This window comes from Streptomyces sp. NPDC048297 (assembly GCF_043201585.1).
Classification (GTDB): Bacteria; Actinomycetota; Actinomycetes; order Streptomycetales; family Streptomycetaceae; genus Streptomyces.
The window spans coordinates 111,012-133,706 of the sequence record NZ_JBICZA010000015.1 but is presented as its reverse complement, the minus strand read 5'-3'; the positions used below and the strand labels follow the sequence as shown (position 1 = coordinate 133,706).

Below are 22,695 nucleotides of genomic sequence, written 5' to 3'. Positions count from 1 at the left end.
GTCGGCGAGGGCGCGGTGGGCCATGGTGCCGTGCGGTCGGCTGTTCCTCGACTACGGTCGTACGCATGAGCATCGTCGCGTCCGGCACCGCCGCCTCAGCCGCCACCCCCGCCGACAGGACCGCCGGGACCAAGACCGACGGGACCGACAGGAGCGACAAGGGTGTCGGTCCGCTACTGCGCTCCTGGCGGGAGCGGCGCCGGGTCTCGCAGCTGGAGCTGGCGCTGCGCGCCGACTCCTCCGCGCGGCACATCAGTTTCATCGAGACCGGCCGGTCCCGGCCCAGCGAGGAGATGGTGCTGCGGCTGGCCGGGCACCTGGACGTGCCCGTGCGCGAGCGCAACGCCCTTCTGCTCGCGGCCGGTTACGCCCCGCACTATCCCGAGACCCCGCTGGACGACCCCTCGCTGGACGCGCTGCGCGACGGCATGGAGCGCCTGATCCAGGGCTACGAGCCGTACCCGGCCCTGGTGGTCGACGCCACCTACACGGTCATCGCCGCGAACCGGGGCATCGCGATGCTGCTGGAGGGCGTACCGGAGGAACTGACGACCCCGGCGCCGAACGCGATGCGGCTCACGCTGCACCCGGAGGGTCTGGCCCCGCGCATCCGCAACCTGCCCGAGTGGCGCGGGCATCTGCTGGCCCAGATGGAACGGGAGATCGCGCTGCACCGCTCCGACGACCTGCGTGCCCTGTACGAGGAGGTGTCCGCCTACCTGGTGCCCGAGGCCGCGGAGGCGGGTGAACCGGCCGAGCCGGTGCCGTACTTCGCGCTGCCGCTGCGCATCGAGCACGACGGCCGGATCCTGTCGTTCGTGTCGTCCATCTCCACCTTCAACACACCGATGGACGTGACGGTCGCCGGACTCGCCATCGAGACGTTCCTGCCGGCGGACCCGGCGACCGTCAAGTACCTCCAGACACAGGCAGGTTGACATCTGGCGCGGACCGCTTCCCGTCGACCAAGTGTGCGACGGGGCGGGCACATGGCAGACTGCCCGCGTACGACGGCGCTCAGAGGAGGACGTGGCGTGAGTGAGCGGCGGGCCGCGCCGACCGTGGGCCAGGTGGTGCTCGGCAGGCGGCTGCAGGAACTGCGGGAGGCGGCGGGTCTCGGCCGCGACGAGGCCGCCGGTATCCTCCGGGTCGCGTCGGCGACCGTGCGGCGGATGGAGACCGCCGAGGTCGCGCTGAAGATCCCCTACGTGCAGGTGCTGCTGACCGCGTACGGGCTGAGCGAGGAGGACGCCGGGGCGTTCGTGCGGCTGGCCGAGGAGGCGAACCAGCCGGGCTGGTGGCAGCGGTACCACGACGTGCTGCCGGACTGGTTCAGCCTGTACGTGAGCCTGGAGGGCGCCGCCCGCCTCGTCCGCTCCTACGAGCCGCACTTCGTGCCCGGCCTGCTGCAGACGGAAGGCTACGCGCGCGCCGTGCTGGAGGCCGGGACCATAGGGCAGACCGGCCCGGAGTCGGTCGACCGGCACGTGTCGCTGCGCATGGAGCGGCAGCGGCTGCTGGATCGGGACGACGCGCCGCACCTGTGGGTGGTCATGGACGAGACGGTGCTGGCGCGGCCCGTGAGCACGCGCGGTGACGTGATGCGCGAACAGGTGGACCGGCTGCTGGAGTTCGCCGAGCGGGACCGGGTGACCTTGCAGGTCGCCGAGTTCGCGGACGGACCGCACCCGGGGGCGTACGCGCCGTTCACCCTGTTCCGTTTCTCCGAACCGGAGTTGCCGGACATGGTGTTCACCGAGTACCTGACCGGTGCCCTGTATCTGGACTCCCGTGAGGAGGTCGCCGCGCATCTGGAGGTGCTGGACCACATGACGGCCCTGGCGTCCTCGGCGCGGCGCACCCAGAAGATCCTGCGCGAGTACCGCGAGAACCTCTGACACCGGGCACCGTGCCCCCGGCACCTGCGGCACCCCACATCTGTGACACCCGAGGAGCACACAGCGCATGACCGGTTCCGAGACCGCGCCCAGGACCATCGACACCAGCAGGCCGCACCCGGCGCGCGTGTACGACTGGTTGCTGGGCGGCAAGGACAACTACCCGGTGGACGAGGAGCTGGCCCGCCGGATCCTCGCGGTAGACGGCACGGCCGCGCGCGGCGCCAGGGCCAACCGGCGGTTCATGCACCGCGCGGTGCGCGCGCTCGCCGAGCAGGGCGTGCGCCAGTTCCTGGACATCGGCACGGGCATACCGACCGAGCCGAACCTGCACCAGGTCGCCCAGGGCGTGGCGCCCGAGTCCCGGGTGGTGTACGCGGACAACGACCCGATCGTGCTGCGCCACGCCCAGGCGCTGCTCACCGGCACCCCCGAGGGCGGCACCGAATACGTGCACGCCGACGTCCGCGACCCGGACACGATCCTGCGGCTGGCCGCCGAGACCCTGGACCTCGACCAGCCGGTCGCGCTGTCGCTGGTGGCCCTCACGCACTACCTGGACGACAGCGCGTACGACCTGCTCGCCCAGTACGCCGACGCGCTCGCCCCGGGCAGCTTCCTGGTGCTCTCCCAGGTCAGCCCGGAGCTGGCCCCGGAGGCGGTCGGGCGCGTCGCGGACTTCTTCAGCAAGAGCGGCACCCCGCTCTTCCCTCGTACGTCCGCGGAGTTCTCGCGGTTCTTCGCCGGGATGGACCTGCTCGAACCGGGGGTGCGCCCCGTCCTCGACTGGCGTCCCGACGCCGAGGACGACGCGGCGGCGAAGGAGGGCGCGGTACCGATGATCGCGGGCGTGGCCCGCAAGGCGTGAGGCGCTAGGCGTGAGGCGCTAGGCGTGAGGCGCTAGGCGGCGCCGGCGCCGCCCCGGGCGTCCGGCTCGTCGTCGACGATCTCCGCGTCGACCACCTGGTCGTCGTCCGGCGGAGCCGACGGTTGCCCGGTGTCCGCCTGTCCCGCGCTCTGCTGTCCCGCGCTCTGCTGTCCGGTCTGTGCGTACATGGCCTGGCCCACCTTCTGGCTGACGGAGGCGAGTTTCTCGGCGCCGGTGCGCAACTCGGCCGTGCCGGCGTCCCGTTCGAGCAGCCCCTTCAGTTCGGTGACGGCCGCCTCGACCTCGCCGCGGATGCCGGCCGGCACCCGGTCCTGGTTGTCGCGCAGGAAGTTCTCGGTCTGGTAGACGAGTTGCTCGGCCTGGTTGCGGGTCTCGGCGCGCTCGCGGTGCTTGCGGTCCTCCTCGGCGTACTGCTCGGCCTCGCGCATCATGCGGTCGATGTCGTCCTTGGGGAGGGCGGAGCCGCCCGTGACGGTCATCTTCTGTTCCCGGCCGGTGGCGAGGTCCTTCGCGAAGACGTGCATGATCCCGTTCGCGTCGATGTCGAAGGCGACCTCGATCTGCGGGACTCCGCGCGGGGCGGGCGGCAGGCCGGTGAGGTCGAAGACGCCCAGCTTCTTGTTGTAGGCGGCGATGTCGCGTTCGCCCTGGTAGACCTGGATGCCGACCGAGGGCTGGTTGTCGGTGGCGGTGGTGAAGATCTCCGAACGACGGGTCGGGATCGTGGTGTTGCGCTCGATCAGCTTCGTCATGATGCCGCCCTTGGTCTCGATGCCGAGGGACAGCGGGGTCACGTCGAGGAGCAGGACGTCCTTGACGTCGCCGCGCAGCACGCCCGCCTGGAGGGCGGCGCCGACGGCGACGACCTCGTCGGGGTTGACGCCCTTGTGCGGGTCCTTGCCGGTGAGTTCCCTGACCAGGTCGGTGACCGCGGGCATCCGGGTCGAGCCGCCGACCAGGATGACGTGGTCGATCGCGGACAGGTTCACCCCGGCGTCGCGCACGGCCTGGTCGAAGGGGGCGCGGCAGCGGGCGAGCAGGTCGGCGGTCAGCTCCTGGAACTGCGCCCGGGTCAGCTTCTCCTCCAGGTGCAGCGGGCCCGCGGCGGAGGCCGTGATGTAGGGCAGGTTGATGGAGGTCTCCGAGGACGAGGACAGCTCGATCTTGGCCTTCTCGGCGGCCTCGCGCAGCCGCTGCACCGCCATCTTGTCGCCCGCGAGGTCGATGCCGTTGTGCGCCTTGAACCGTTTGACCAGGTGCTCGACGACCCGCTGGTCCCAGTCGTCGCCGCCGAGGCGGGTGTCGCCGTTGGTGGCCTTCACCTCGATGACGCCGTCGCCGATCTCCAGCAGGGACACGTCGAAGGTGCCGCCGCCCAGGTCGAAGACGAGGACGGTCTGCTCCTCGCCGCGGTCCAGGCCGTAGGCGAGGGCGGCGGCCGTCGGCTCGTTGATGATCCGCAGCACCTTCAGGCCGGCGATCTCCCCGGCCTCCTTGGTGGCCTGCCGCTGGGCGTCGTCGAAGTACGCCGGGACGGTGATCACGGCGTCCTTGACGTCCTCGCCGAGGTAGGCCTCCGCGTCCCGCTTCAGCTTCTGCAGCACCCGCGCCGACAGTTCCTGTGCGCGCAGCCGTGAGCCGTCGACCGAGCCCTGCTCGGGGAAGCGCCAGTCCGCGTCGCCCATGTGCCGTTTCACCGAGCGCGCGGTGCGCTCGACGTTGGTCACGGCCTGCCGCTTGGCGACCTCGCCGACCAGTACCTCTCCGTTCTTCGCGAACGCCACCACGGAGGGGGTCGTCCGCGCGCCCTCCGCGTTGGTGACGACGGTGGGCTCGCCGCCCTCCAGAAGGGCCACCACCGAGTTCGTCGTCCCGAGATCGATCCCGACCGCACGTGCCATCGTCCGTCCCCTTCCGCCCGGACCCGTCCGCGGGACGGGTCCACCAGGAGGCCTGCCGCACTCCCAGCACAGGACGCGCGCCCGCCCTTGTCAATGCGCGGGTACCCCGGGAACGGCGATGCCGCGCCCCGGGCGGGGACGCGGCATGCGTGGGGCGGCGGCCCCGGGCCAGGCCCGGGGGTCGGGCCCGGGGGCCCGGCCCGGCGGTCAGGCCCGGCCGGGCGGTCAGGCCGGCTCGGCCGTCAGGCCAGCTCGGCGGTCAGTGTGATGGTCGTACCGGTGAGGGCCTGGCTGACCGGGCAGTTCTTCTTGGCGTCCTCGGCCGCCGCCTGGAAGCCCTCCGCGTCCAGGCCCGGCACGTCGCCGCGGACGGTGAGGTGGATGCCCGTGATGCCCTCGCCCGGCTGGAAGACGACGTCGGCCTTCGTCTCCAGGCGGGTGGCCGGGGTGCCGGCGCCGGCCAGGGCGTGCGAGAGGGCCATGGAGAAGCAGCTGGAGTGGGCGCCGGCGATCAGCTCCTCGGGGCTGGTCCTGCCGTTCGCCTTCTCGGAGCGCGACGCCCACGACACCGGCTGCGAGCCGATACCGGAGGAGTCGAAGCTGACGACGCCGCTGCCCTTGAGCAGGTCGCCTTCCCAGACCGTGTGTGCGGTGCGCGTGGTGGCCACGGTGGTTCCTTTCGCGTGGATGCCGTTTCCGGGTCCTGTGCGCCCATCCGATCACATCCGGGCCTCCCGCACCCGGAACACCGGCACCTGGGGTCCGTCGGCCTCGCGCAGCCAGCGGCGCAGGACGTGGTGCACGTGCTCGGCGCCGGACAGTTCCTCCCCCGGCCCGACCGGTGCGGACAGCGTGCACGGGGACAGCAGGAACGGGTGGGACTGGGCGCCGCCGAGACCGCCGTGGGAGCCGATCTGCTCCTCGAAGGCGAGGACTTCGCCGTCGGCGGGGTCGTGGGCGGAGTTGACCATGATGTCGGCGGTGTGCGGGAAGGAGTGGGTGCGGCGGACGGCGTCGGCGGCTCCGGGGCCGAACCGGGCCAGCGGGCCCGGCGTCTCGTCCAGCTCGGCCAGCGGGATCTCGGTGCCGTACGGGCCGAGCACCACGCCGTCGTGTTCCTCGCTGCGCACCAGCAGGAAGCCGATGCCGGGGTGGTTGGCGAGGGTGGTGAGCAGGGCGGGGTGGCGGGCGTCGATCTCCTCCTTGCTCATCCGGTGCTGAACGTCCTGGAAGGAGACGAGGCCGAGGTTGCCGGAGGCGAGCACGAGGGGTTGCGAGCCGGGCGCGGGCCGGTGCCGTCCGCCCTTCTCCTCGACGGGCCGGCCGAGCGCGGCGCGGACGGCGGCGCGGGCCTCCGCACCGCTGTGGGTGCCCTCGGCCCGGCGCGGCACCGGCAGTCCGCAGCCGGCGCGGACGAGGTCGGCGAGGGTGAGGCCGTAGCGGGCGTGGAAGGTCTCGCCGGGGCTCTGGCCGTGGTCGGAGAGGATCACCAGGTGGTAGGGGCGCGGGGCGTGCTCGGCGGCCTTCTCCACGAGGGCGAGGGAACGGTCGAGGCGCTGGAGGACCAGCTCGGCGTCCCTGCTGTGCGGCCCGGAGTGGTGGGCGACCTCGTCGTAGGCGACCAGGTCGGCGTAGATGGCGGTGCGGCCGGCGAGCAGGTCGCCCATGACCGCCGCGACGACGACGTCCCGTTCGACGACGGTGGCGAAGGCGCGCACGAAGGGGTAGAGACCGCCGCGGCTCACCCGGGGGCGCTGCTTGCGCATGCGGGCGCGGGTGGACTGGCCGATCTCGCGGGCGACCTCGGCGACGAACGACAGGGCGGTGCGGACCGCGTTGGCGGGGTCGCAGAAGTAGGCGAAGTAGCCGGCGCGGGAACGGTTCTCGCGGCCACGCCGGCGCGCGGCGATGGACAGCACGAGCGCCTGTTCGTCGGCGCCGCCGCTGAACAGGTTGCCGCGGCTGGCGCCGTCGACGGTGAGCAGTCCTCCGTCACCGGTGTGCGCGACGGCGCGGCGCTGCAGTTCGGCCGCGCTGGTCGGGCGGTTGGACACCATCACCTCGCCGCGTTCCTTCTCGTACCAGCGGAACGCCGGGACGTCGAAGGTGCTGCCGTGCAGGATGCCGAGCTGGCTGGCGCCGGTCTGGCTCGACCAGTCGGTGCGCCAGGGGGTGAGCCGGTGGGTGGGCTCCGCCCCGTCCGGGGTCGTGGGCTCCGTCCCGTCCGAGGTCGCCAGCCAGCGGGCGACGGTCGGCATGAGGCCCTTGCGGACGGCGGCGGTGAGCACGTCGTGGCCGACGCCGTCCAACTGGACACAGACCATGCCGGGCGTCGCCGGGCAGGCCGGCACCGATCGGCGACGGCGGTCGGCGAGGCGCAGCAGGCGCCGGCGGTAGGCGTCGTCGTCGCGTACGGCGAGCGCGGCGCCGGTGGCGGAGGCGACCGCGGACATCACGGCGGCGACGATGACGGCGGTCTCGGGGGCCGCTTCGGCCCCGCCTGAGGGGTTGATGCGCAGGGCGAGCAGCAGCAGGGAGCCGTTGAGGAAGAAGACCAGCAGGCCGAGCACGAGGGCCGGGACGAGCAGCAGCAACCGGACCAGCAGCGGCCAGACGACGGCCGACAGGACACCGAAGGCACCGGCGCCGAGCGCGGCCGTGATGGCTATGCGGGTGGCGCTGTCACCGTCGGCGGACTGGAGCTGGAAGTCGGGCAGGAGACCCGCGAGGACGAGCATGGTGAGGGTGGAGACAGCCCACACCGTGGCGCTCCGCCCGATCTGACCGGCAACCCGCCGCCACCGCACGCCTCGTACCCCTCGCGTCCCGGCCCTCCCGCACGCGTCGGGCGGGGCCCCCACTCTCGCTTCGCCCGCCGCCGAGCCTCGCCCCACCTTGTCACACGGGGCGCGGCGGCGCTGAGGAGCGGCAGCCGTCATCAGCAGCCGTCAACGGCCGTCATAACCGGCAACCGTCAACGGCCGTCGTAACCGGCCGTCGGCATCGACAGCCGGCGGTGCACACGGGCCTTCATCTGGGCGTCGTACGACGGCTCGGTGTGCCCGACCGTCTCCACCCGCACCCCGCGCCGCTCGCACTCGGCGGTGAACTCCTCCACCGAGGACAGCGCACGCTCCAGCACCCGCCGGCTGGGGGCGACGAACACGTCGACGCCGGGCCGGACTCCGTCCCACAGGGCGCAATGGTCGTAACGGAGGCCGCCGACGAGAAGTTCCCGCGCGACGACGTAGCCGTGCTCGGCGGCCCATCGCGCGCACATGGCGTGCTGGCTGCGGGAGTCCACCAGGAAGGGGTCGGCGTCGAGTTCCTCGAGCGGTGTCAGGCTCGCGATGGCGGTGACCCGCACCTGCGCGCGCCCGCCGGAGGCACCCCGTGGCTGTCTCATGGCGTCCCCCTCACCTCCGGGTTTCCCCGCCGACCCTACTCCTGCCCGTAGGCTTCGGGGGAGTCGCGCGGAGGAGGCGAAGAAGGTGCCGGTGGAGATCACCTGGTGGGGTCACGCGACGTGCGCGGTCGTGGACTCGGACGTACGGGTGCTCACCGACCCGCTGTTCGCCCGCAGGCTGGCTCATCTGCGGCGCCGCCGGGGCGCCGTGCCGCCCGCCTCGGCCCGTCGCGCGGACGTGGCGCTCGTGTCCCATCTGCACGCCGACCATCTCCACCTCCCCTCGCTGGCCGCCCTCGCCCCGGGCACGCGCCTGCTCGTGCCCCGGGGCGCACCCCGTGCGATACCCGGGCTGCGCCGGCTGCGGGACCTTCGGGACCTGCGGATCACCGAGGTGGCGCCCGGCGACGACGTGACGATCGGGGACGTACGGATCCGTGTGGTCCCGGCGCTGCACGACGGGCGCCGGCTTCCGGTCGGGCCGCACCGCTCCCCCGCGCTCGGGTACGTCGTCGAGGGCGAGGCACGGACCTACTTCGCCGGGGACACGGGCCTGTTCGACGGCATGGCCGAGGAGGTCGGGCCGGTGGACGTGGCGCTGCTGCCGGTGGGCGGCTGGGGGCCGTATCTCGGGGAGGGGCATCTGGACGCGGGGCGGGCGGCGCGGGCGCTGGCCCGGCTGGCGCCGCGCTGCGCGGTGCCGGTGCACTACGGGACGTACTGGCCGATCGGCCTCGACGCGGTACGGCCGCACGAGTTCCACGCGCCGGGGGACGAGTTCGTGCGTCTGGCGGCCGAGGCGGCGCCGGGGGTGGCGGTGCACAAGCTGGGGCACGGGGAGAGCGTGCGGCTGGAGGTCGCGCGGTGAACTGGCTGCCTGCCGCGGTGACGCTCGCCGCCGCGTCGACGCGGAGCGTGCCACCGGAGTCGACGCAACAGGCGGTCGGCTACCCGTCGTTGTTCCTGCTGGTGCTGATCGGGGCGCTGGTGCCGGTGGTGCCGACCGGGGCGCTGGTGAGTTCGGCGGCGGTGGTGGCGTTCCATCAGACGGCGCCGTTCTCGCTGGCGCTGGTGTTCGTGACGGCCTCGGTCGCGGCCTTTCTCGGCGACGCGACCCTGTACTGGCTGGGTCGGCGCGGCATGCGGTCGCGCAACGGCTCACGCTGGCTGAAGGCGATCCGGGCACGGGCGTCGCAGGAGCGGCTGGCGCAGTCCCAGGAGAAGCTCGCCGAGCACGGTGTCACCGTCCTGGTCCTGTCCCGGCTCGTGCCCGCGGGCCGTCTGCCGGTGATGCTGGCCTGCCTGATCGCCGACTGGCCGCTGCGCAGGTTCAGCCGCGGGAACCTGCCGGCCTGCCTGGCCTGGGCGTTGACCTATCAGGTCATCGGCATCCTGGGCGGGTCGCTGTTCGCGGAGCCGTGGGAGGGTGTGGTGGCGGCGGTTGCCCTGACCGTGGCGATCGGCGCGGTGCCGGGAGTGGTGCGGCGGGTTTCGCGGTAGGGCCAGTGGGACGGGTTTCGCGGTAGGGCCGGCGGGGCGGGTTTCGCGGTGGGGCCGGTGGGGGATGTGCCGGTTCGGGGCGCGGGCGCGGCCCTGTGCCGCGGGAGGCGCGCCCTGGGTGGCACCGCAACCAGCGCGGCATCCCGTGTGTCTCCCCTCGTGACGGGGAGAGGAGGCGCAGTGGACGAGCGCGAGTCCTTGCCGGGCGGCGACCCGGAAGAGCACGGCTCTCCCTTAGGCTGGAGGGCTCTGGCGGTCGCCCTGTCCATCGTGGTGTGGCTGGCGTTCGGGCCGCTTGGGCCGTACTGGCTCTACTTTCCCGGCTGGGCGCTGGCGCTGGCCGCGGTGGACGGCGTCTCCCGGCTGGCCCGCCGCCGGGGCCGGGCCGATCGCCCGGCCGGCCGGTTCCCTTCCCCGGGCCGCCTCGTGGCCGCGCTGCTGAGGCTCGGTCCGCGATCGCGGCTGCTGGATCCGCGCTGGTCCCGACTCCGGCTGGCCGCCGGTGGGTTCCTGGTGTTCGCCACCTTCGCGGGAGTCATGGGATGGAACGCCGCCCAGCAGTACGAGACGCTGGCGAAGCTCCGGGACCAGGGGCGCAGGACCGACGCGACCGTGGTCGGGATCACCGGCCGCTCGGACGACGACCAGGCGACCGAGGTGTCCGTGCGCTTCGACGCCCCGTCCGGCCCCGTACGCACGGATGTCGATGTCTCGCAGAGTTCGGCACTCGGTGCGGAGCCGGGGGCGCGGATACCCGTCGTCTACGACCCGGCGCATCCCGCGCAGGCCATCCACATCGAGTACCTCGACGGACGCGACGCCGACGGAATCCGGCAGGGTTCGATCGTGATCGGGCTGCTCGCAGCGGGCTTTCTGATCGGTACGACGTGGGAGGCGGTTCGTGTGGTTCGCGCGGGCCGGCAGACGGAGGAGGACGAGGACGTCAAGGACGTCAAGGACGTCAAGGACGTCAAGGACGTCAAGGACGTCAAGGACGTCAAGGACGTCAAGGACAAGGTGCCGGACACCTCCCGTCCCGAGGACCTGGACCTGCTACCCGGAGGAGAGGACACGCCACGCTGAAGAGGCGCCGAGAACGGCCCCGACGGGACGGGATTCCTGGTCGGGGCCGTTGACGGCGAGGCCATCGGCGGCGGGGCCGTCGGCGGGGCAATCAGGCGTGGACGACGGCCAGTTGGTCGGCGACGACGACGCCGTCGTGCAGGACGGTGCGGTCGGTGCCGCGGTCCATCACGGCGCTTGCCGGTGTCTCGCCGTCGACCAGGAGGAGGTCCGCGCGGTCGCCGACGGCCAGGCCGGGGCGGTCGGTGACGCCGGCGAGCCGGGGGACGTCGTGGCTCATGATCGAGGCGCCGCCGACGGTGGCGACCGCCAGGGACATCTCGATCAGGTCGTCGCGGCGGAAGTTGTTGGTGAAGGCGAGCTGCCAGGTGCGGTCGAGCATGTCGCAGTTGCCGTAGGGGCTCCAGTAGTCGCGCTGGCCGTCCTCGCCCAGGCCCACCCTGACGCCCGCCTCCGTCAGCGCCTCCAGCGACAGCTGCCCGCGGGCCGGTGGCGCCACGGTGGCCATCGCGACGTCCAGTTCGGCGAAGTCGTCGATGATGCGGCGGCTGACCGACTCGGAGATGGAGCCCAGTTCGTAGGCGTGGGACATGGTGACCTTGCCCTGCATGCCCAGTGCCCGGGTGCGTTCGAGGACGAGGTCGGTGGAGAACACGCCGAGGTGGCCCGGCTCGTGGAGGTGGATGTCCACCTCGACCTGGTACTTCTCGGCCAGCCCGAACACCACGTCCAGGTGCCCCTTGGGGTCCTTGTCGAGGGTGCAGGGGTCGATGCCGCCGATCACGTCGGCGCCCGCCTTCAGCGAGGCCTCCAGGTAGTCGGCGGTGCCCTTCTCGCGGAGGATGCCGGCCTGCGGGAACGTCATGATCTGGACCTCGGCCAGATCGGCGAACTTCTCCTTCGCGGCCACCACGGCGTCGAACTTCTCGAGCTTGCAGTCCACGTCCACCTGGGCGTACGACCGCACCCGGGTGGTTCCGCGGGCGATCATCGCCTCCAGGGTGCCGGCCACCCGCTCGGGGAGAGGGACCTCGGCGGTGCGCCAGTTCTCCCGGTCGTTGAGCATCATCGTCCAGACCCCCGGGCCGCCCGTGTGCGGCCGGAACGGAAGGCCGATCCGGGTCGAGTCCAGGTGCACGTGCACGTCGCTGAAGGACGGCAGCAACAGCCGGCCGCGACCCTCGACCACCTCGCCGGCCGGCTGTGCGGCCGGGTCGTGCGGGCGGATCGCCGCGATGCGGTCGCCGGACAGTTCGACGTCGCTGGGCTCTCCACCCCACGGGCGGACGTCACGGATCAACACGGTTGTCACCTCTCTGTTGCGTGGTACGGCACGGCTCATCGGGCCGTCGTGGCCAGTGTCTCGGCGACGATGTCCGGGTGGTGGCAGGCGATGTCGCCGCTCGGCACGGCGTCGGCGCACAGCTTCCGGCGTTCCGGGTCCAGCCAGGCGTGCACCGGGCACCGGGACCGGAACACGCAGCCGCGCGGCGGGTCGGCCGGGCTGGGCAGATCGCCGGACAGCCGGATCCGCCCGCTGCGGTCCGCGTCCGGGTCCGGTTGCGGGACGGCGGACAGCAGCGCCCGGGTGTAGGGGTGCTTCGGGGCGCCGAACACCTCGTCGGTGTCGCCGTGTTCCATGATCCGGCCCAGGTACATCACCGCGATGCGGTCGGCGAAGTGCTGGACGACGGACAGGTCGTGGGCGATGAAGAGGTACGCCACCCCGGTGTCCTTCTGGATGTCCTCCAGCAGGTTGATCACCTGGGCCTGTACGGAGACGTCCAGCGCGGAGACCGGTTCGTCGCAGATGATCAGCTTGGGGTCCAGGGCGAGCGCGCGGGCGATGCCGACGCGCTGCTTCTGGCCGCCGGAGAACTCGTGCGGGAAGCGGTTGTAGTGGTCGGGGCGCAGGCCCACCCGGTCCATGAGGTCGCGCACCCTGGCCTTGACGCCGCCGGGCGGGGTGATCCGCTGGGCCAGCAGGGGTGCGGCGATCGCGCTGCCCACGGACTGGCGGGGGTTGAGGGAGGACGACGGGTTCTGGAACACCATCTGGACGCGGCGCCGGTACTCCTGGAGGTCCGAGCGACGCAGTTCGGAGATCTCCCGGCCGTCGAGCCGGATGCTTCCGGAGGTGGGTTCCAGCAGGCGCATGAGGAGTCGTCCGGTGGTCGACTTGCCGCAGCCCGACTCCCCTACGAGGCCGAGGGTCTGGCCGGCCTCGACCGAGAAGCCGACTCCGTCGACGGCCTTGATCACGCCGCCTGCCGACCGGAAGGCGCCGGAGCGGCTGGGGAAGTGCTTGGTCAGGTCGGTGACCTGCAGCAGCGGTGTCATCGGAGCACCTCTTGGGCCGGTTCCAGGGTCGTCAGGTGGCATCGCGAGGGGTGCCCGTCGGGGCCGGTCAGGGCCGGCCGGCGGGTGGTGCAGGCGTTGCCGGGTACGAGGTGTGCCTTCGGGCAGCGGTCGGCGAACAGGCAGCCCTCGGGCAGCGCCAGCAGTGACGGCGGGAAGCCCGGGATGGGGTTCAGCCGCTCGGACTTCGTCGCCAGTGACGGCATCGAGGCCAGCAGCCCCTGGGTGTAGGGGTGGCGCGGGTCGCGGAACAGGGCGCCGACGGTGGCCTGTTCCACGCATTCGCCGCCGTACATCACGACGACCCGGTGGCAGACCTCGGCGACCACGCCGAGGTCGTGGGTCACCATGATCACCGAGGAGCCGGTCTCGGCCTGCAACTCGCCGAGCAGATCGAGGATCTGGGCCTGCACGGTGACGTCGAGCGCGGTGGTGGGCTCGTCGGCGATCAGCAGCTCGGGTTCGCAGACCAGTGCCATGGCGATCATCGCGCGCTGGCGCATGCCGCCGGAGAACTCGTGCGGGTACGCGGAGTACCGGCGCTTGGGGTCGGGGATCCCGACCCGGCCGAGCATGTCGACGGCGGCCGTCGCCGCGGCCTTCTTGGACACGTCGTTGTGCACCCGGTAGGCCTCGGCGATCTGGGCGCCGACGGGGTAGAAGGGGTGCATGGCCGACAGCGGGTCCTGGAAGATCATCGCGATCTTCTTGCCGCGGTAGGCGCGCATCTGCGCCTCGGTCAGCGGGTTGAGGTCCTGTCCGTCCAGCAGGATCTGTCCGGTGACGGTGGCCGAGGTGCCCTTGAGGAGTCCCATCAGTGCCTGGCTGGTGACGGTCTTGCCGGATCCCGACTCACCGACGATGCCGATGGTCTCCCCGCGCCCCAGCGTCAGGTCCATCCCGTTGACCGCGTGCACCACGCCGTCGTCGGTCGGGAAGCTGACCCGCAGATCGCGGATGTCCAGCAGGGGCGCGGCTTCGGGTGTGGTCATCAGGCAACCCTCACTCGCGGGTCGATGACCGCGTAGGCGGCGTCGACCAGGACGTTGGCGACGATGATGAAGAACGCGGCCATCATGGTGATGGCCATGGTGACCGGGAGGTCGCCGGCCTGTGCGGCGTGGACGGCGGTGAAGCCGACACCGGGTACCGAGAAGATCTGTTCGGTGAGGACGGCGCCGCCGAGCAGGCTGCCGATGTCGAGGCCGAGCATGGTGACGACCGGGGTGATGCCGGCCCGCACACCGTGCTTGAACACGATGCTGCGCCGGGTGAGGCCCTTCGAGCGCGCCGTGCGCATGAAGTCCTCGCCGAGGGTCTCCAGCATGTTGCTGCGGGTGACCCTGATGTACTGCGCGCTGAACAGGACGGCCAACGCCACCCAGGGCAGCAGGTAGTTCAGGACCCAGCCGCCCGGTCCCGCGGCGCCGAACGGCGAGGTGATCTCGTTGGTGGTGAACGGCAGCAGGTTCAGCGTGCTGACGAAGAACAGCAGCAACAGCAGGCCGGTCACCGGGATGGGCAGGGACACCCCGACGGAGGCGGCGCCGACGATGAGCTTGTCGGTGAGCCGGCCCTTGCGCAGCGCGGCCAGCAGACCGAGACCGACGCCGACGAGGGTCCACAGCACGATCGCGCCGCTGGCCACCGACAGGGTGTACGGCAGGGCCCGCCCGATGATCGCGGTGACGTCCTCGTTGGTCTGGAAGGACTTGCCGAGGCAGGGCCAGGAGCACAGCGTCTCGGTGCCCGGCGCGCCGACCATGCGGCCGCCGAGCAGGCCCGACATGTAGTCGAAGTACTGCGTGAGGAACGGCTTGTCCATCCCGAGCGCGACCCGGGCCTCGGCGATGCGCTGCGGGGTGCACTCCTGGCCGCAGGCCGCCGCGGCCGGGTCCGCCGGACCGAGCTGGAACAGGCTGAACGTCACGAAGCTGATGACGAACAGCAGCACGATCATCGCGACGAATCGCCGCATCAGGAAACGAGTCATGGGCGCGACCTGCCGACTCGGGAGGGACTCACCGTTTCAACCTCTTTAGTGACGCGAGCCGTCAGTGCTGGACGCCGACGATGGACAGGTCGATGGCGCCGAAGAAGTAACCCATCTGCGCGTTACGGACGTCGGAGCCGACCACGCTGCTGGTGTAGCTGCGCACCAGCGGGATGATGGGGTAGCCCTGCATGGCCTGGTCGAACAGGGTCGCCCACTTCTTGCCGAGTTCCTCGCTGGACCCGTTGGTGCCGCGCAGCTCGTACATCTCGCGGGAGATCTTCGGGTCGTAGTAGCGCGGGATGTTGGAGAAGCCGTACGTCTTGCCGTCCACGCTCGGGCCCAGGTTGGGGTCGATGGTGGTGCGCACCGAGCCGCTGTCCGCGCCGCCGCACCAGCCGCTGCGGGCGATGTCGGGCATCTGGTCACCGGCCAGGATCGTGTAGTAGTTGGCGGCCGGGATGGGGCGCAGCTGCAGGTCGATGCCGAGCTGCTTGAGGTTCTGCTGCAGCACGGTGCCGACGTTCTTGTAGCGGGGGTTGGCGTCAGCGTAGCCGTAGACCAGCTTCTGGGGGACCTTCTTGCCCGCGAGGAGCTTCTTGGCCTCGTCCGGCTTCGGCTTGCCGGTCGGGTCGAGGTCGGTGTGCTGCTCGACGTAGCCGCGCTGGGCCGGGTTGATGTACGACGCGGCCAGCTTGCCGAACCGCTCGCCGCCGTACTGCATGTGGAGGGCGCTGCGGTCGACGGCCAGGGCGATGGCCTTGCGGACCTGCGGGTCCTTGATGGTCTCGGTGTTGAGGTTCAGCACGTCCGTGCAGCCGAGCAGAGCGGCGGCGGTGCGGGCCTTGACCTTGGGGGTGCCCAGCTGGGCGGCGTCTGACGCCTGCAGACCGCCGTTGCTGTCGAGCGTGATCGCGGTCGGGTCCGAGTCGGCGAGCAGCTGCTGGCTGATGGTCGCCTGCGCGGTGGACAGGGTGAAGGTGAACGTGTCCGGCAGGGCGGTCCGGTTCGGGTCGGTGGCCGGGTCCCACTGGTCGTTGCGGACGAGCTTCATCGACCGGCCGCGGTCGTACGACTTGATCTTGTAAGGGCCGGACGAGACCGGGTGGTTGGTGTAGTCGAGCTTGGTGTCCTTGCCCTTGGGCACCGGCGCGGTGTTGGACCGCGACACCAGGGCGGGGAACTCGGCGAAGGGCTGCTTGAGGTGGAAGACGACGGTGCGGTCGTCCGGGGTGTCGATCCCCTTGAAGTCGCCGCCGGTGTACGGGCCCTTGTAACTGTCGTCGGCCAGGGCGGTGTTCAGTTCCTGCGGTGCCTGGGTGTAGACGTCGCGGGCGTAGGTGCGCTCGACGCCGTACTTGATGTCCTTGCTGGTGATCGGCTTGCCGTCCTCGAACTTCAGCCCCTTCTTCAGGGTGTACGTCCAGGTGAGGCCGTCCTTGGAGGGCTTGCCCAGGTCGGTGGCCAGGTCCGGGACGATGGTCGGCGGCTTGCCCGCGCTCTCCTTGGCCATGGTCAGCGTGCGGTAGTACAGCTGCCCCACGTTGGCGGTCTGCACGTAGTTGCTGTTGCCGGGGTCCAGCGTCTGGAAGTCCGAGGACATCAGGACGTTGAGGTTCCCGCCCTTGGTGGAGAAGCCCGCTCCGATCGTCACCGGCGCGAAGGCGTCGCGCGGGGTGTCGGAGTGGGAGCCGGCGGCGGGCTTGGGGCCGCCGCAGGCGGTCAGGGCCAGTCCGGCGCTCACCGCCAGGGCGATCGCCGCCGTGGTGCTTCTGTTCACTGCGTCTCCTTGCCGATAACAAAGGGATGGCGCGTCAGGAAGAACGGAATGGCGCGTCAGAGGGGTCAGTGGGTCAGCTGGGTCAGCTGGGTCAGCCGCGGGAGGACTTGGGGTCCAGGGCGTCGCGGACCGCGTCGCCGAGGAGGTTGAACGCGAGCACCGTGATCGCCAGGGCGCCGGCCGGGACGGCCAGGAACCAGGGGTCGGACAGGTACCAGTTGCCTGCCTGGGCCGCGTTGAGCATCTGGCCCCAGGAGGGTGTGGGGTCCTTGACGCCGACGCCGAGGAACGACAGGGCCGCCTCGGCGGTGATGTTGGTGGGGATCATCATGGTCGCGTAGACCAGCACGACCCCCATGACGTTCGGGATGATCTGCCGGAAGATGATGCTCCGGTGCGATGCCCCGTAGGCCTGGGCGGCCTCGACGAACTCCTGCTCCCGGATCGAGAGCACCTGGCCGCGCACGACCCGGGCCAGGTAGGCCCAGCCGAAGAAGCCGAGAATGATCACCAGTGAGGCGATCGGCACCAGGCTGCCCGAGTCGAGGGATGTGCCGCGCAGCCGGGACTGCATGATCGGGGTCAGCGACAGCACCAGCAGCAGGTGCGGGAAGGCCAGGAACAGATCCATCACCCGGCTGATCACCATGTCGACCTTGCCGCCGAAGTAACCGGCGGCGGCGCCCAGTATGGTGCCCAGGACGACCGACACCAGTGTGGACAGCAGCGCGATGGTCAGCGAGATCCGCGCACCGTAGGCCATGCGCGCGAAGATGTCGCGGCCGAGCCCCGGTTCCAGGCCGAGCCAGTGCTCGCCGGACGGGAAGCGGTAGTACGGCAGCGGCAGGCCCGGCGTGGCGAAGTCGTCCAGGTAGTCCGGCCCGGTCCGGGAGGTGAACGGGTCCGAGCCCTCGATGGACACCAGGACCGGGGCCAGGACCGCGAAGAGCACCATGAGGACCACGACGATCAGCGCGGCGACGGCGATCCGGCTGCGCCGGATGCGAAGCCAGGCGGTGCCCAGCAGCGACCGTGCGGTGGCGACCTCCGCGTCGGGACCGCGCTCGGCTGTCGCGGCCGTGGACCGCGCCGGAGACAGGGTGGCCACCTGCCCGTCGGAGGGGTCCGGCGCGCCGGTGCGGCCCGGCGGACTCTGCGGCTCACGCGGATGCGGATCCGGCATGTCGATCCTCTGGTGCTCGATGGGGAGGGGAAGACAGGGGGAGGGGAAGACAGGGGGAGGGGAAGGCAGGCGAAATTGGTATACCAAATCGGGGTGGGGTGGCGATACGGTATACCAAAGTTCGCGGTCCTACTAGGGTCCGCCGACGTCCGGTAGCACCGCCGTACGGACGGTCGGAGCCCTGCCGGCGAACCGGTCGAATGTGAAGGGATGTCGATGAAGACCCTGGTCACTGCCTCCTGGGTGATCGCCCACGACGGGCGCTCGCACGTGGAGATCCCGGACGGCGCCGTACTGATCGACGGCGACACCGTCCTCGACGTCGGCGACCGCGCCGAACTCGGCCGGCACGAGGCCGACCAGCGCATCGACCTCGGTGACGCGGTGGTCACGCCCGGCCTCATCGACCTGGACGCCCTCACCGACATCGACCACCTGATCCTGGACTCCTGGGCGTCCCCGGACCTCGCCTCCGGTTTCGTCTGGTCGGCCGACTACTTCGCCGCGCCCCGGGCGGTGTTCGACGCCGAGGAGCGGCGCACCGTGCGCGAGTACGCGCTGGTCCAGCTCGCCCTGCACGGCATCACCAGCTACATGCCGATCGCCTCCGAGGTGCACAGCGACTGGGCGGAGACCTACGAGGACTTCGTGGCGCTGGCCGAGGTGTCCTCACGCCTTGGTCTGCGCGGCTTCCTCGGGCCGTCGTTCCGGTCCGGCGTGAACGTGGTCGGCGCCGACGGCAGGCGCACCGTGATGTTCGACGAGGAGGCGGGCCGGCGTGGACTGGCCGAGGCGCTGCGCTTCCTGGACCACACCGAACAGCTCGCCGATCCCCTGGTGACCGGGGTGCTGCTGCCGTGCCGCATCGAGACCCTGACCCCTGAACTCCTCAAGGACGTCGCCGAGGCCGCGCACCGGCGCGACGCGCTGGTACGCCTGCACGCCTTGCAGGGCAGGACGGAACGTGACTACATCGAGCGCGCCTACGGACGCACCCCGCTGCAACTCATCGCCGACTCAGGGCTGTTGTCCGACCGGCTGATCGTCCCGCACGCGGTGGTGCTCGACGTGCACCCCGACGTGCTCGGCACCGACACCGGGAACGTCGCGACGCTGGCCGACGCCGGCGTCTCGATCGTGCACTGCCCGCTGACCAACGCCCGCTACGCCCACAACCTGCACACCTTCGGCGGCTACCGGGCACAGGGGGCGAACCTGTGCCTGGGCACCGACTCGTTCCCGCCGGACCTGATCCGCGGGATCGACATGGGCACCCAGGTGGCCAAGCTCCAGGCCGGCGACCTGGGGCAGGGGCATCTGTCCGGCTACTTCGACGCACTGTGGACCGGCGGGGCGAAGGCCCTGCACCGGCCGGATCTCGGACGGCTCGCCGCGGGCGCCACCGCAGACCTTGCGGCCTTCGCCCTGGACGACTTCCGGATGGGCGTCACCGAGGATCCGCTGCGCACGCTGGTGCTCAACGGCACCGCCCGCGACGCGGTCCTGACGATGGTCGCGGGCAAGGTCGTCATGCGCGACGGCTCGATCCCCGGCGTCGACCTCCCCGCACTCAGGCGGGCCGGCCAGCGGCTGTTCGACCAGATGCGCGCGGCGTACCCGGAACGCGACCACCGCGGGCGCACGCAGGACGAACTCTTCCCGCCCGTGTTCCCGCGCGGGTAGCGGCCTGTCAGTCCAGCACCATCGAGGCTCCGACCGGGAGATCCCACAGGTCCTCCCGGTCGAGGCCCGCCTTCTCCCACGCCGTCCGCACCCGCGCCAGCGGCTCCAGCACCGGTTCCGCCGACAGCACGAACGTGCCCCAGTGCATCGGCGCCATCCTGCGCGCCCCCACGTCCACGGTGGCCCGGACCGCCTCCTCCGGGTCGCAGTGGACGTCGCGCAGCCACCAGCGCGGGTCGTAGGCGCCGATGGGCATGAGGGCCAGGTCGATGCCGGGGTAGCGGCGCCCGATCCGCGTGAACCAGTGGCCGTAGCCGGTGTCCCCGGCGAAGTAGACGCGCAGGCCGTCGCGTGCCGTGAGGATCCAGCCGCCCCAGAGGCTGTGGCAGGTGTCGGTGAGGGTGCGTTTGGACCAGTGGTGGGACGGCACGAAGTCGAAGCGGACACCGGCCAGTTCGGCACCCTCCCACCAGTCCAGCTCGGTGATGCGGGTGAAGCGGCGGCGCCGGAACCACGGGCCGAGCCCGGCGGGCGCGAACACCGGTGTGTCGCGCGGGAGTCGGCGCAGGGTGGGGGCGTCCAGATGGTCGTAGTGGTTGTGGCTGATGACGACCGCGTCGACGCGCGGCAGGCTGCCCCAGGCGACCCCGACCGGCGTGATGCGGGCGGGCGTGCCGAGGATGCGCCGTGACCACACGGGGTCGGTGAGTACGGTCAGCCCGCCGATCCGGACGACCCAACTGGCGTGCCCCGCCCAGGTGACGGCGAGGGTGCGGGCGCCCACCCGGGGCAACGGGCCTGGTTCGTAGGGAAGTTCGTGGACGCCGGCCAGGCCGTCGGCTCCGGGACGTACGGCGCCCTCGCGGGCGAAGCGGGCGAGGGCCTTGAAGCCGGGCAGGGGCGCGGTGAGCCGGTCGTGGAACGTCCGTGGCCACACCCGGTGTTCGGCCAGCGGCCGGGGTGCGGCGGGGGGCGGGAACGGGGAGGTGAGGGGGGCCGGGGTGGCGAGAGGGACGCGAGTGATGGCGCCGCCGGGCGCGTCGCCGGTCATGTGCGGTGCCCTCGTCGTGTACGGCGCGCTCGTCGTATGTGGCGCGCTCGCCGTGTCTTCCGTGCTCGTCATGGCGGTCGGGGTCGGGGGCGTGGTCGTCGTCATGGCGGTGGATCCGGGCTCGTGCGTCTGCTGCGTCATCGAGGATGCTCCCCTCGCTCGGCGTCATCGCGGAGATCGTCGAAGACCGACCCCAGGGTGATCAACGCGCGGTGCACATGCGGCAGTTCCAACGGCGCGGGAGACGTGAGGCATTCCGTGCGCTCCTCGTCGCTTCCGCCGAGCAGGGGCCCCGTGGCGAGCCGTACGCACAGCGCCCCGAGGTCGTCGCCGAAGCGGTGACCGCCGGGCGCGGGCATGCCGAGGCGGGCGGTGAGGAAGTCCTCCAGTTCCTGTGCGTCGCCGACGCCCCGCGCGGCGAGCGGCTCGCGCAGCGGGCCGAGGTCCGCGTACAGGTGGCGGCCGGCCTGCGGCGGCCGGGCGACCGCGCCGGCCGCGACGACCCGCGCGTGCGCGGCGGCGGCCACGCGCGCGTGGAGGCGTACGGCGGCCTCGCGGCGCTCGGTGACCGGTTCGGGTTCGTCGAGCGCGTACCCGGCCGCGGTGGCGACGGGCGCGGCGACGCGGGCGCCGAGCGCGGTGAGGATGTCGAGCACGCGCGCGTGGAGCCACTCCCCCGCCTCGCCCGACGGGAACCGGGCCACGGCCGCGGGCCAGCCGGCCGGGAGCAGGGAACCGGCCAGGTCGCAGACGACGGTGACCCGGTCGGGCAGCATCTCGGCGGGGCTGAGCAGCACGGTCTCGTGCGGGGCGTGGAGGGTGTCGCGCCAGGTCTCGTCGCTGACCAGTTGCAGGCCCTCGGCTGCGGCGGCCTCGACGGTCTCGTGCAGCAGCTCGGGCGGGGCGACGGTGGCGGTCGGGTCGTCCGCGACGGACAGCACCAGCAGCCGGGGGTCGCCGCCCTCCGCACGGACCCTGCGGACGGTCTCCAGCAGCGCGTACGGGTCGGGTACGCCGCCGCTCTCGGCCGGGGTCGGCACGGGGAAGACGGGCCGGCCCAGCAGCCGGGCGCAGGGCCCCCACCAGGAGGCGCGGGGGCGGGGCACGAGGACGTCGCCGCCGTCGCCGGCGAGGGCGGCGGTCAGGGCCAGCAGCAGGGCGGGGGCGCCGGGACCGGCCGCCACCCGGTCGGGGACACAGGGCAGCCCGCGCCGGGTCCAGTACCCGCAGGCCGCCTCCAGCAGGGCGGGAGCGCCGCCGACCGGCTGGGCCTCGGGGCGGTGCGCGGCGGCGGCCAGGTGCGCGGCGAGTTCGGGAAGCACGGGCAGCCCGTCCACGGGCAGCGGCGGCCCGTACCGGACGGGCCCGTGGCCCTCGGGATCCGTCCGCCGCATGTCCGCCTCCGCGCAGTCCGTGTGCCGCTCACCGTGTTCCGTCCGGGCCGTACCCGCACCGCCTGCCGCTCCTGCCCGCGCCACCGACGAAATACCGGGGCCACGCGCGCCGTGCCGCTCTGTCCGTGCCGCGCTCCTACCGTCCGCCGCTGGTGCTCCTGCTCCTGCTCCTGCTCCTGCTCCTGCTCCTGCTCCTGCTTCAGCCTCCGCCGGGACTCAGGGACTCCGCGTACCAGCGGGGGTTTCATCCGGGCCGTGCTCCAACGGTCCGCTGTTCCCGCTTCGGCTCCCGCCGGGACTCAGGGACTCCGCGTACCGGCTGGAGTTTCGCCCGTGCCGTGCTCCTCTCGTCCGCCGCTCCAATTCCTCCGCCACCGACCGGGCACTGTGGCTCCGCCTCCTCTGCGAGGTCTCGTCCACACCGCGCACCTCCCGACCGCTACTCCCGCTTCGACCGCCGCCGGAACTCAGAGACTCCACGTACCGGCTGGAGTTTCGCCCGTGCCGTGCTCCTCTCGTCCGCCGCTCCAATTCCTCCGCCACCGACCGGGCACTGTGGCTCCGCCTCCTCTGCGA

19 protein-coding genes are annotated in these 22,695 nt (G+C 72.0%); 7 read left to right on the top strand and 12 right to left on the bottom strand.

Translation table 11 applies throughout. The annotated features are described in order from the left end of the window. Positions 1 to 65: 65 nt before the first annotated feature. The 3 genes from ACGFYV_RS18700 to ACGFYV_RS18690 all read left to right on the top strand — a co-directional run bounded on the left by ACGFYV_RS18700 (position 66) and on the right by ACGFYV_RS18690 (position 2,766). The gene (locus ACGFYV_RS18700; RefSeq protein WP_393879485.1) at positions 66 to 938 is read left to right on the top strand and encodes a helix-turn-helix domain-containing protein; all 873 of its coding nucleotides are present in this window, start codon (positions 66 to 68) and stop codon (positions 936 to 938) included. Positions 939 to 1,034: 96 nt separating this feature from the next. After that, positions 1,035 to 1,898, top strand: coding sequence for a helix-turn-helix domain-containing protein (locus ACGFYV_RS18695; RefSeq protein WP_393879484.1), 864 nt, complete (start codon positions 1,035 to 1,037; stop codon positions 1,896 to 1,898). A 67-nt stretch (positions 1,899 to 1,965) separates the two neighbouring features. Beyond that, positions 1,966 to 2,766, top strand: coding sequence for an SAM-dependent methyltransferase (locus ACGFYV_RS18690; protein WP_393879483.1), 801 nt, complete (start codon positions 1,966 to 1,968; stop codon positions 2,764 to 2,766). A 32-nt stretch (positions 2,767 to 2,798) separates the two neighbouring features. On the opposite strand, the gene dnaK is transcribed toward ACGFYV_RS18690, so the two are convergent. The 4 genes from dnaK to ACGFYV_RS18670 all read right to left on the bottom strand — a co-directional run bounded on the left by dnaK (position 2,799) and on the right by ACGFYV_RS18670 (position 8,094). Further along, positions 2,799 to 4,688: a molecular chaperone DnaK gene (gene dnaK, locus ACGFYV_RS18685; RefSeq protein ID WP_393879482.1), complete on the bottom strand. Its 1,890-nt coding sequence runs from the start codon at positions 4,686 to 4,688 to the stop codon at positions 2,799 to 2,801. Between the two features lie 242 nt (positions 4,689 to 4,930). Beyond that, the gene (locus ACGFYV_RS18680; protein WP_393879481.1) at positions 4,931 to 5,356 is read right to left on the bottom strand and encodes an OsmC family protein; all 426 of its coding nucleotides are present in this window, start codon (positions 5,354 to 5,356) and stop codon (positions 4,931 to 4,933) included. A 51-nt stretch (positions 5,357 to 5,407) separates the two neighbouring features. Next, entirely contained in the window at positions 5,408 to 7,450 is a 2,043-nt protein-coding gene (locus tag ACGFYV_RS18675) for a phage holin family protein (RefSeq protein WP_393879480.1), read from the bottom strand. A gap of 212 nt (positions 7,451 to 7,662) precedes the next feature. Beyond that, positions 7,663 to 8,094: a hypothetical protein gene (locus tag ACGFYV_RS18670; protein ID WP_393879479.1), complete on the bottom strand. Its 432-nt coding sequence runs from the start codon at positions 8,092 to 8,094 to the stop codon at positions 7,663 to 7,665. 85 nt (positions 8,095 to 8,179) lie between these two features. Between ACGFYV_RS18670 and ACGFYV_RS18665 the strand changes: the two genes are divergently transcribed. From ACGFYV_RS18665 to ACGFYV_RS18655, 3 genes are all read left to right on the top strand, one after another. Further along, positions 8,180 to 8,962, top strand: coding sequence for an MBL fold metallo-hydrolase (locus ACGFYV_RS18665; protein ID WP_393879478.1), 783 nt, complete (start codon positions 8,180 to 8,182; stop codon positions 8,960 to 8,962). A gap of 17 nt (positions 8,963 to 8,979) precedes the next feature. Then, the gene (locus tag ACGFYV_RS18660; protein ID WP_393879477.1) at positions 8,980 to 9,594 is read left to right on the top strand and encodes a DedA family protein; all 615 of its coding nucleotides are present in this window, start codon (positions 8,980 to 8,982) and stop codon (positions 9,592 to 9,594) included. 180 nt (positions 9,595 to 9,774) lie between these two features. Continuing rightward, positions 9,775 to 10,677 (top strand): DUF3592 domain-containing protein, encoded by a 903-nt coding sequence (locus ACGFYV_RS18655; RefSeq protein ID WP_393879476.1) that lies wholly within the window; start codon positions 9,775 to 9,777, stop codon positions 10,675 to 10,677. Positions 10,678 to 10,768: 91 nt separating this feature from the next. On the opposite strand, the gene ACGFYV_RS18650 is transcribed toward ACGFYV_RS18655, so the two are convergent. The 6 genes from ACGFYV_RS18650 to ACGFYV_RS18625 all read right to left on the bottom strand — a co-directional run bounded on the left by ACGFYV_RS18650 (position 10,769) and on the right by ACGFYV_RS18625 (position 17,991). Continuing rightward, entirely contained in the window at positions 10,769 to 11,980 is a 1,212-nt protein-coding gene (locus ACGFYV_RS18650) for an amidohydrolase (RefSeq protein ID WP_393879475.1), read from the bottom strand. Between the two features lie 35 nt (positions 11,981 to 12,015). Further along, positions 12,016 to 13,017 carry an ABC transporter ATP-binding protein gene (locus ACGFYV_RS18645; protein ID WP_393879474.1) on the bottom strand — a complete coding sequence of 334 codons (1,002 nt, stop codon included), beginning with the start codon at positions 13,015 to 13,017 and terminating at the stop codon, positions 12,016 to 12,018. Continuing rightward, positions 13,014 to 14,027, bottom strand: coding sequence for an ABC transporter ATP-binding protein (locus ACGFYV_RS18640; protein WP_393879473.1), 1,014 nt, complete (start codon positions 14,025 to 14,027; stop codon positions 13,014 to 13,016). The genes ACGFYV_RS18645 and ACGFYV_RS18640 overlap by 4 nt, the downstream gene beginning before the upstream one ends. Further along, positions 14,027 to 15,028, bottom strand: coding sequence for an ABC transporter permease (locus ACGFYV_RS18635; protein WP_393879472.1), 1,002 nt, complete (start codon positions 15,026 to 15,028; stop codon positions 14,027 to 14,029). The genes ACGFYV_RS18640 and ACGFYV_RS18635 overlap by 1 nt, the downstream gene beginning before the upstream one ends. 61 nt (positions 15,029 to 15,089) lie before the next feature. Next, positions 15,090 to 16,808, bottom strand: a complete 1,719-nt coding sequence (locus tag ACGFYV_RS18630) for an ABC transporter substrate-binding protein (RefSeq protein ID WP_393879471.1) — start codon at positions 16,806 to 16,808, stop codon at positions 15,090 to 15,092. A gap of 91 nt (positions 16,809 to 16,899) precedes the next feature. Further along, positions 16,900 to 17,991 carry an ABC transporter permease gene (locus ACGFYV_RS18625; RefSeq protein ID WP_393879470.1) on the bottom strand — a complete coding sequence of 364 codons (1,092 nt, stop codon included), beginning with the start codon at positions 17,989 to 17,991 and terminating at the stop codon, positions 16,900 to 16,902. A 210-nt stretch (positions 17,992 to 18,201) separates the two neighbouring features. Here ACGFYV_RS18625 and ACGFYV_RS18620 point away from each other — a divergent pair, with 210 nt between their 5' ends. After that, positions 18,202 to 19,674 (top strand): chlorohydrolase family protein, encoded by a 1,473-nt coding sequence (locus ACGFYV_RS18620; protein ID WP_393879469.1) that lies wholly within the window; start codon positions 18,202 to 18,204, stop codon positions 19,672 to 19,674. 7 nt (positions 19,675 to 19,681) lie between these two features. Here ACGFYV_RS18620 and ACGFYV_RS18615 read toward each other — a convergent pair whose 3' ends face one another. Next, positions 19,682 to 20,725: an MBL fold metallo-hydrolase gene (locus tag ACGFYV_RS18615; protein WP_393879540.1), complete on the bottom strand. Its 1,044-nt coding sequence runs from the start codon at positions 20,723 to 20,725 to the stop codon at positions 19,682 to 19,684. Positions 20,726 to 20,862: 137 nt separating this feature from the next. Then, positions 20,863 to 22,119: an aminotransferase class I/II-fold pyridoxal phosphate-dependent enzyme gene (locus ACGFYV_RS18610; RefSeq protein ID WP_393879468.1), complete on the bottom strand. Its 1,257-nt coding sequence runs from the start codon at positions 22,117 to 22,119 to the stop codon at positions 20,863 to 20,865. Positions 22,120 to 22,695 lie beyond the last annotated feature (576 nt).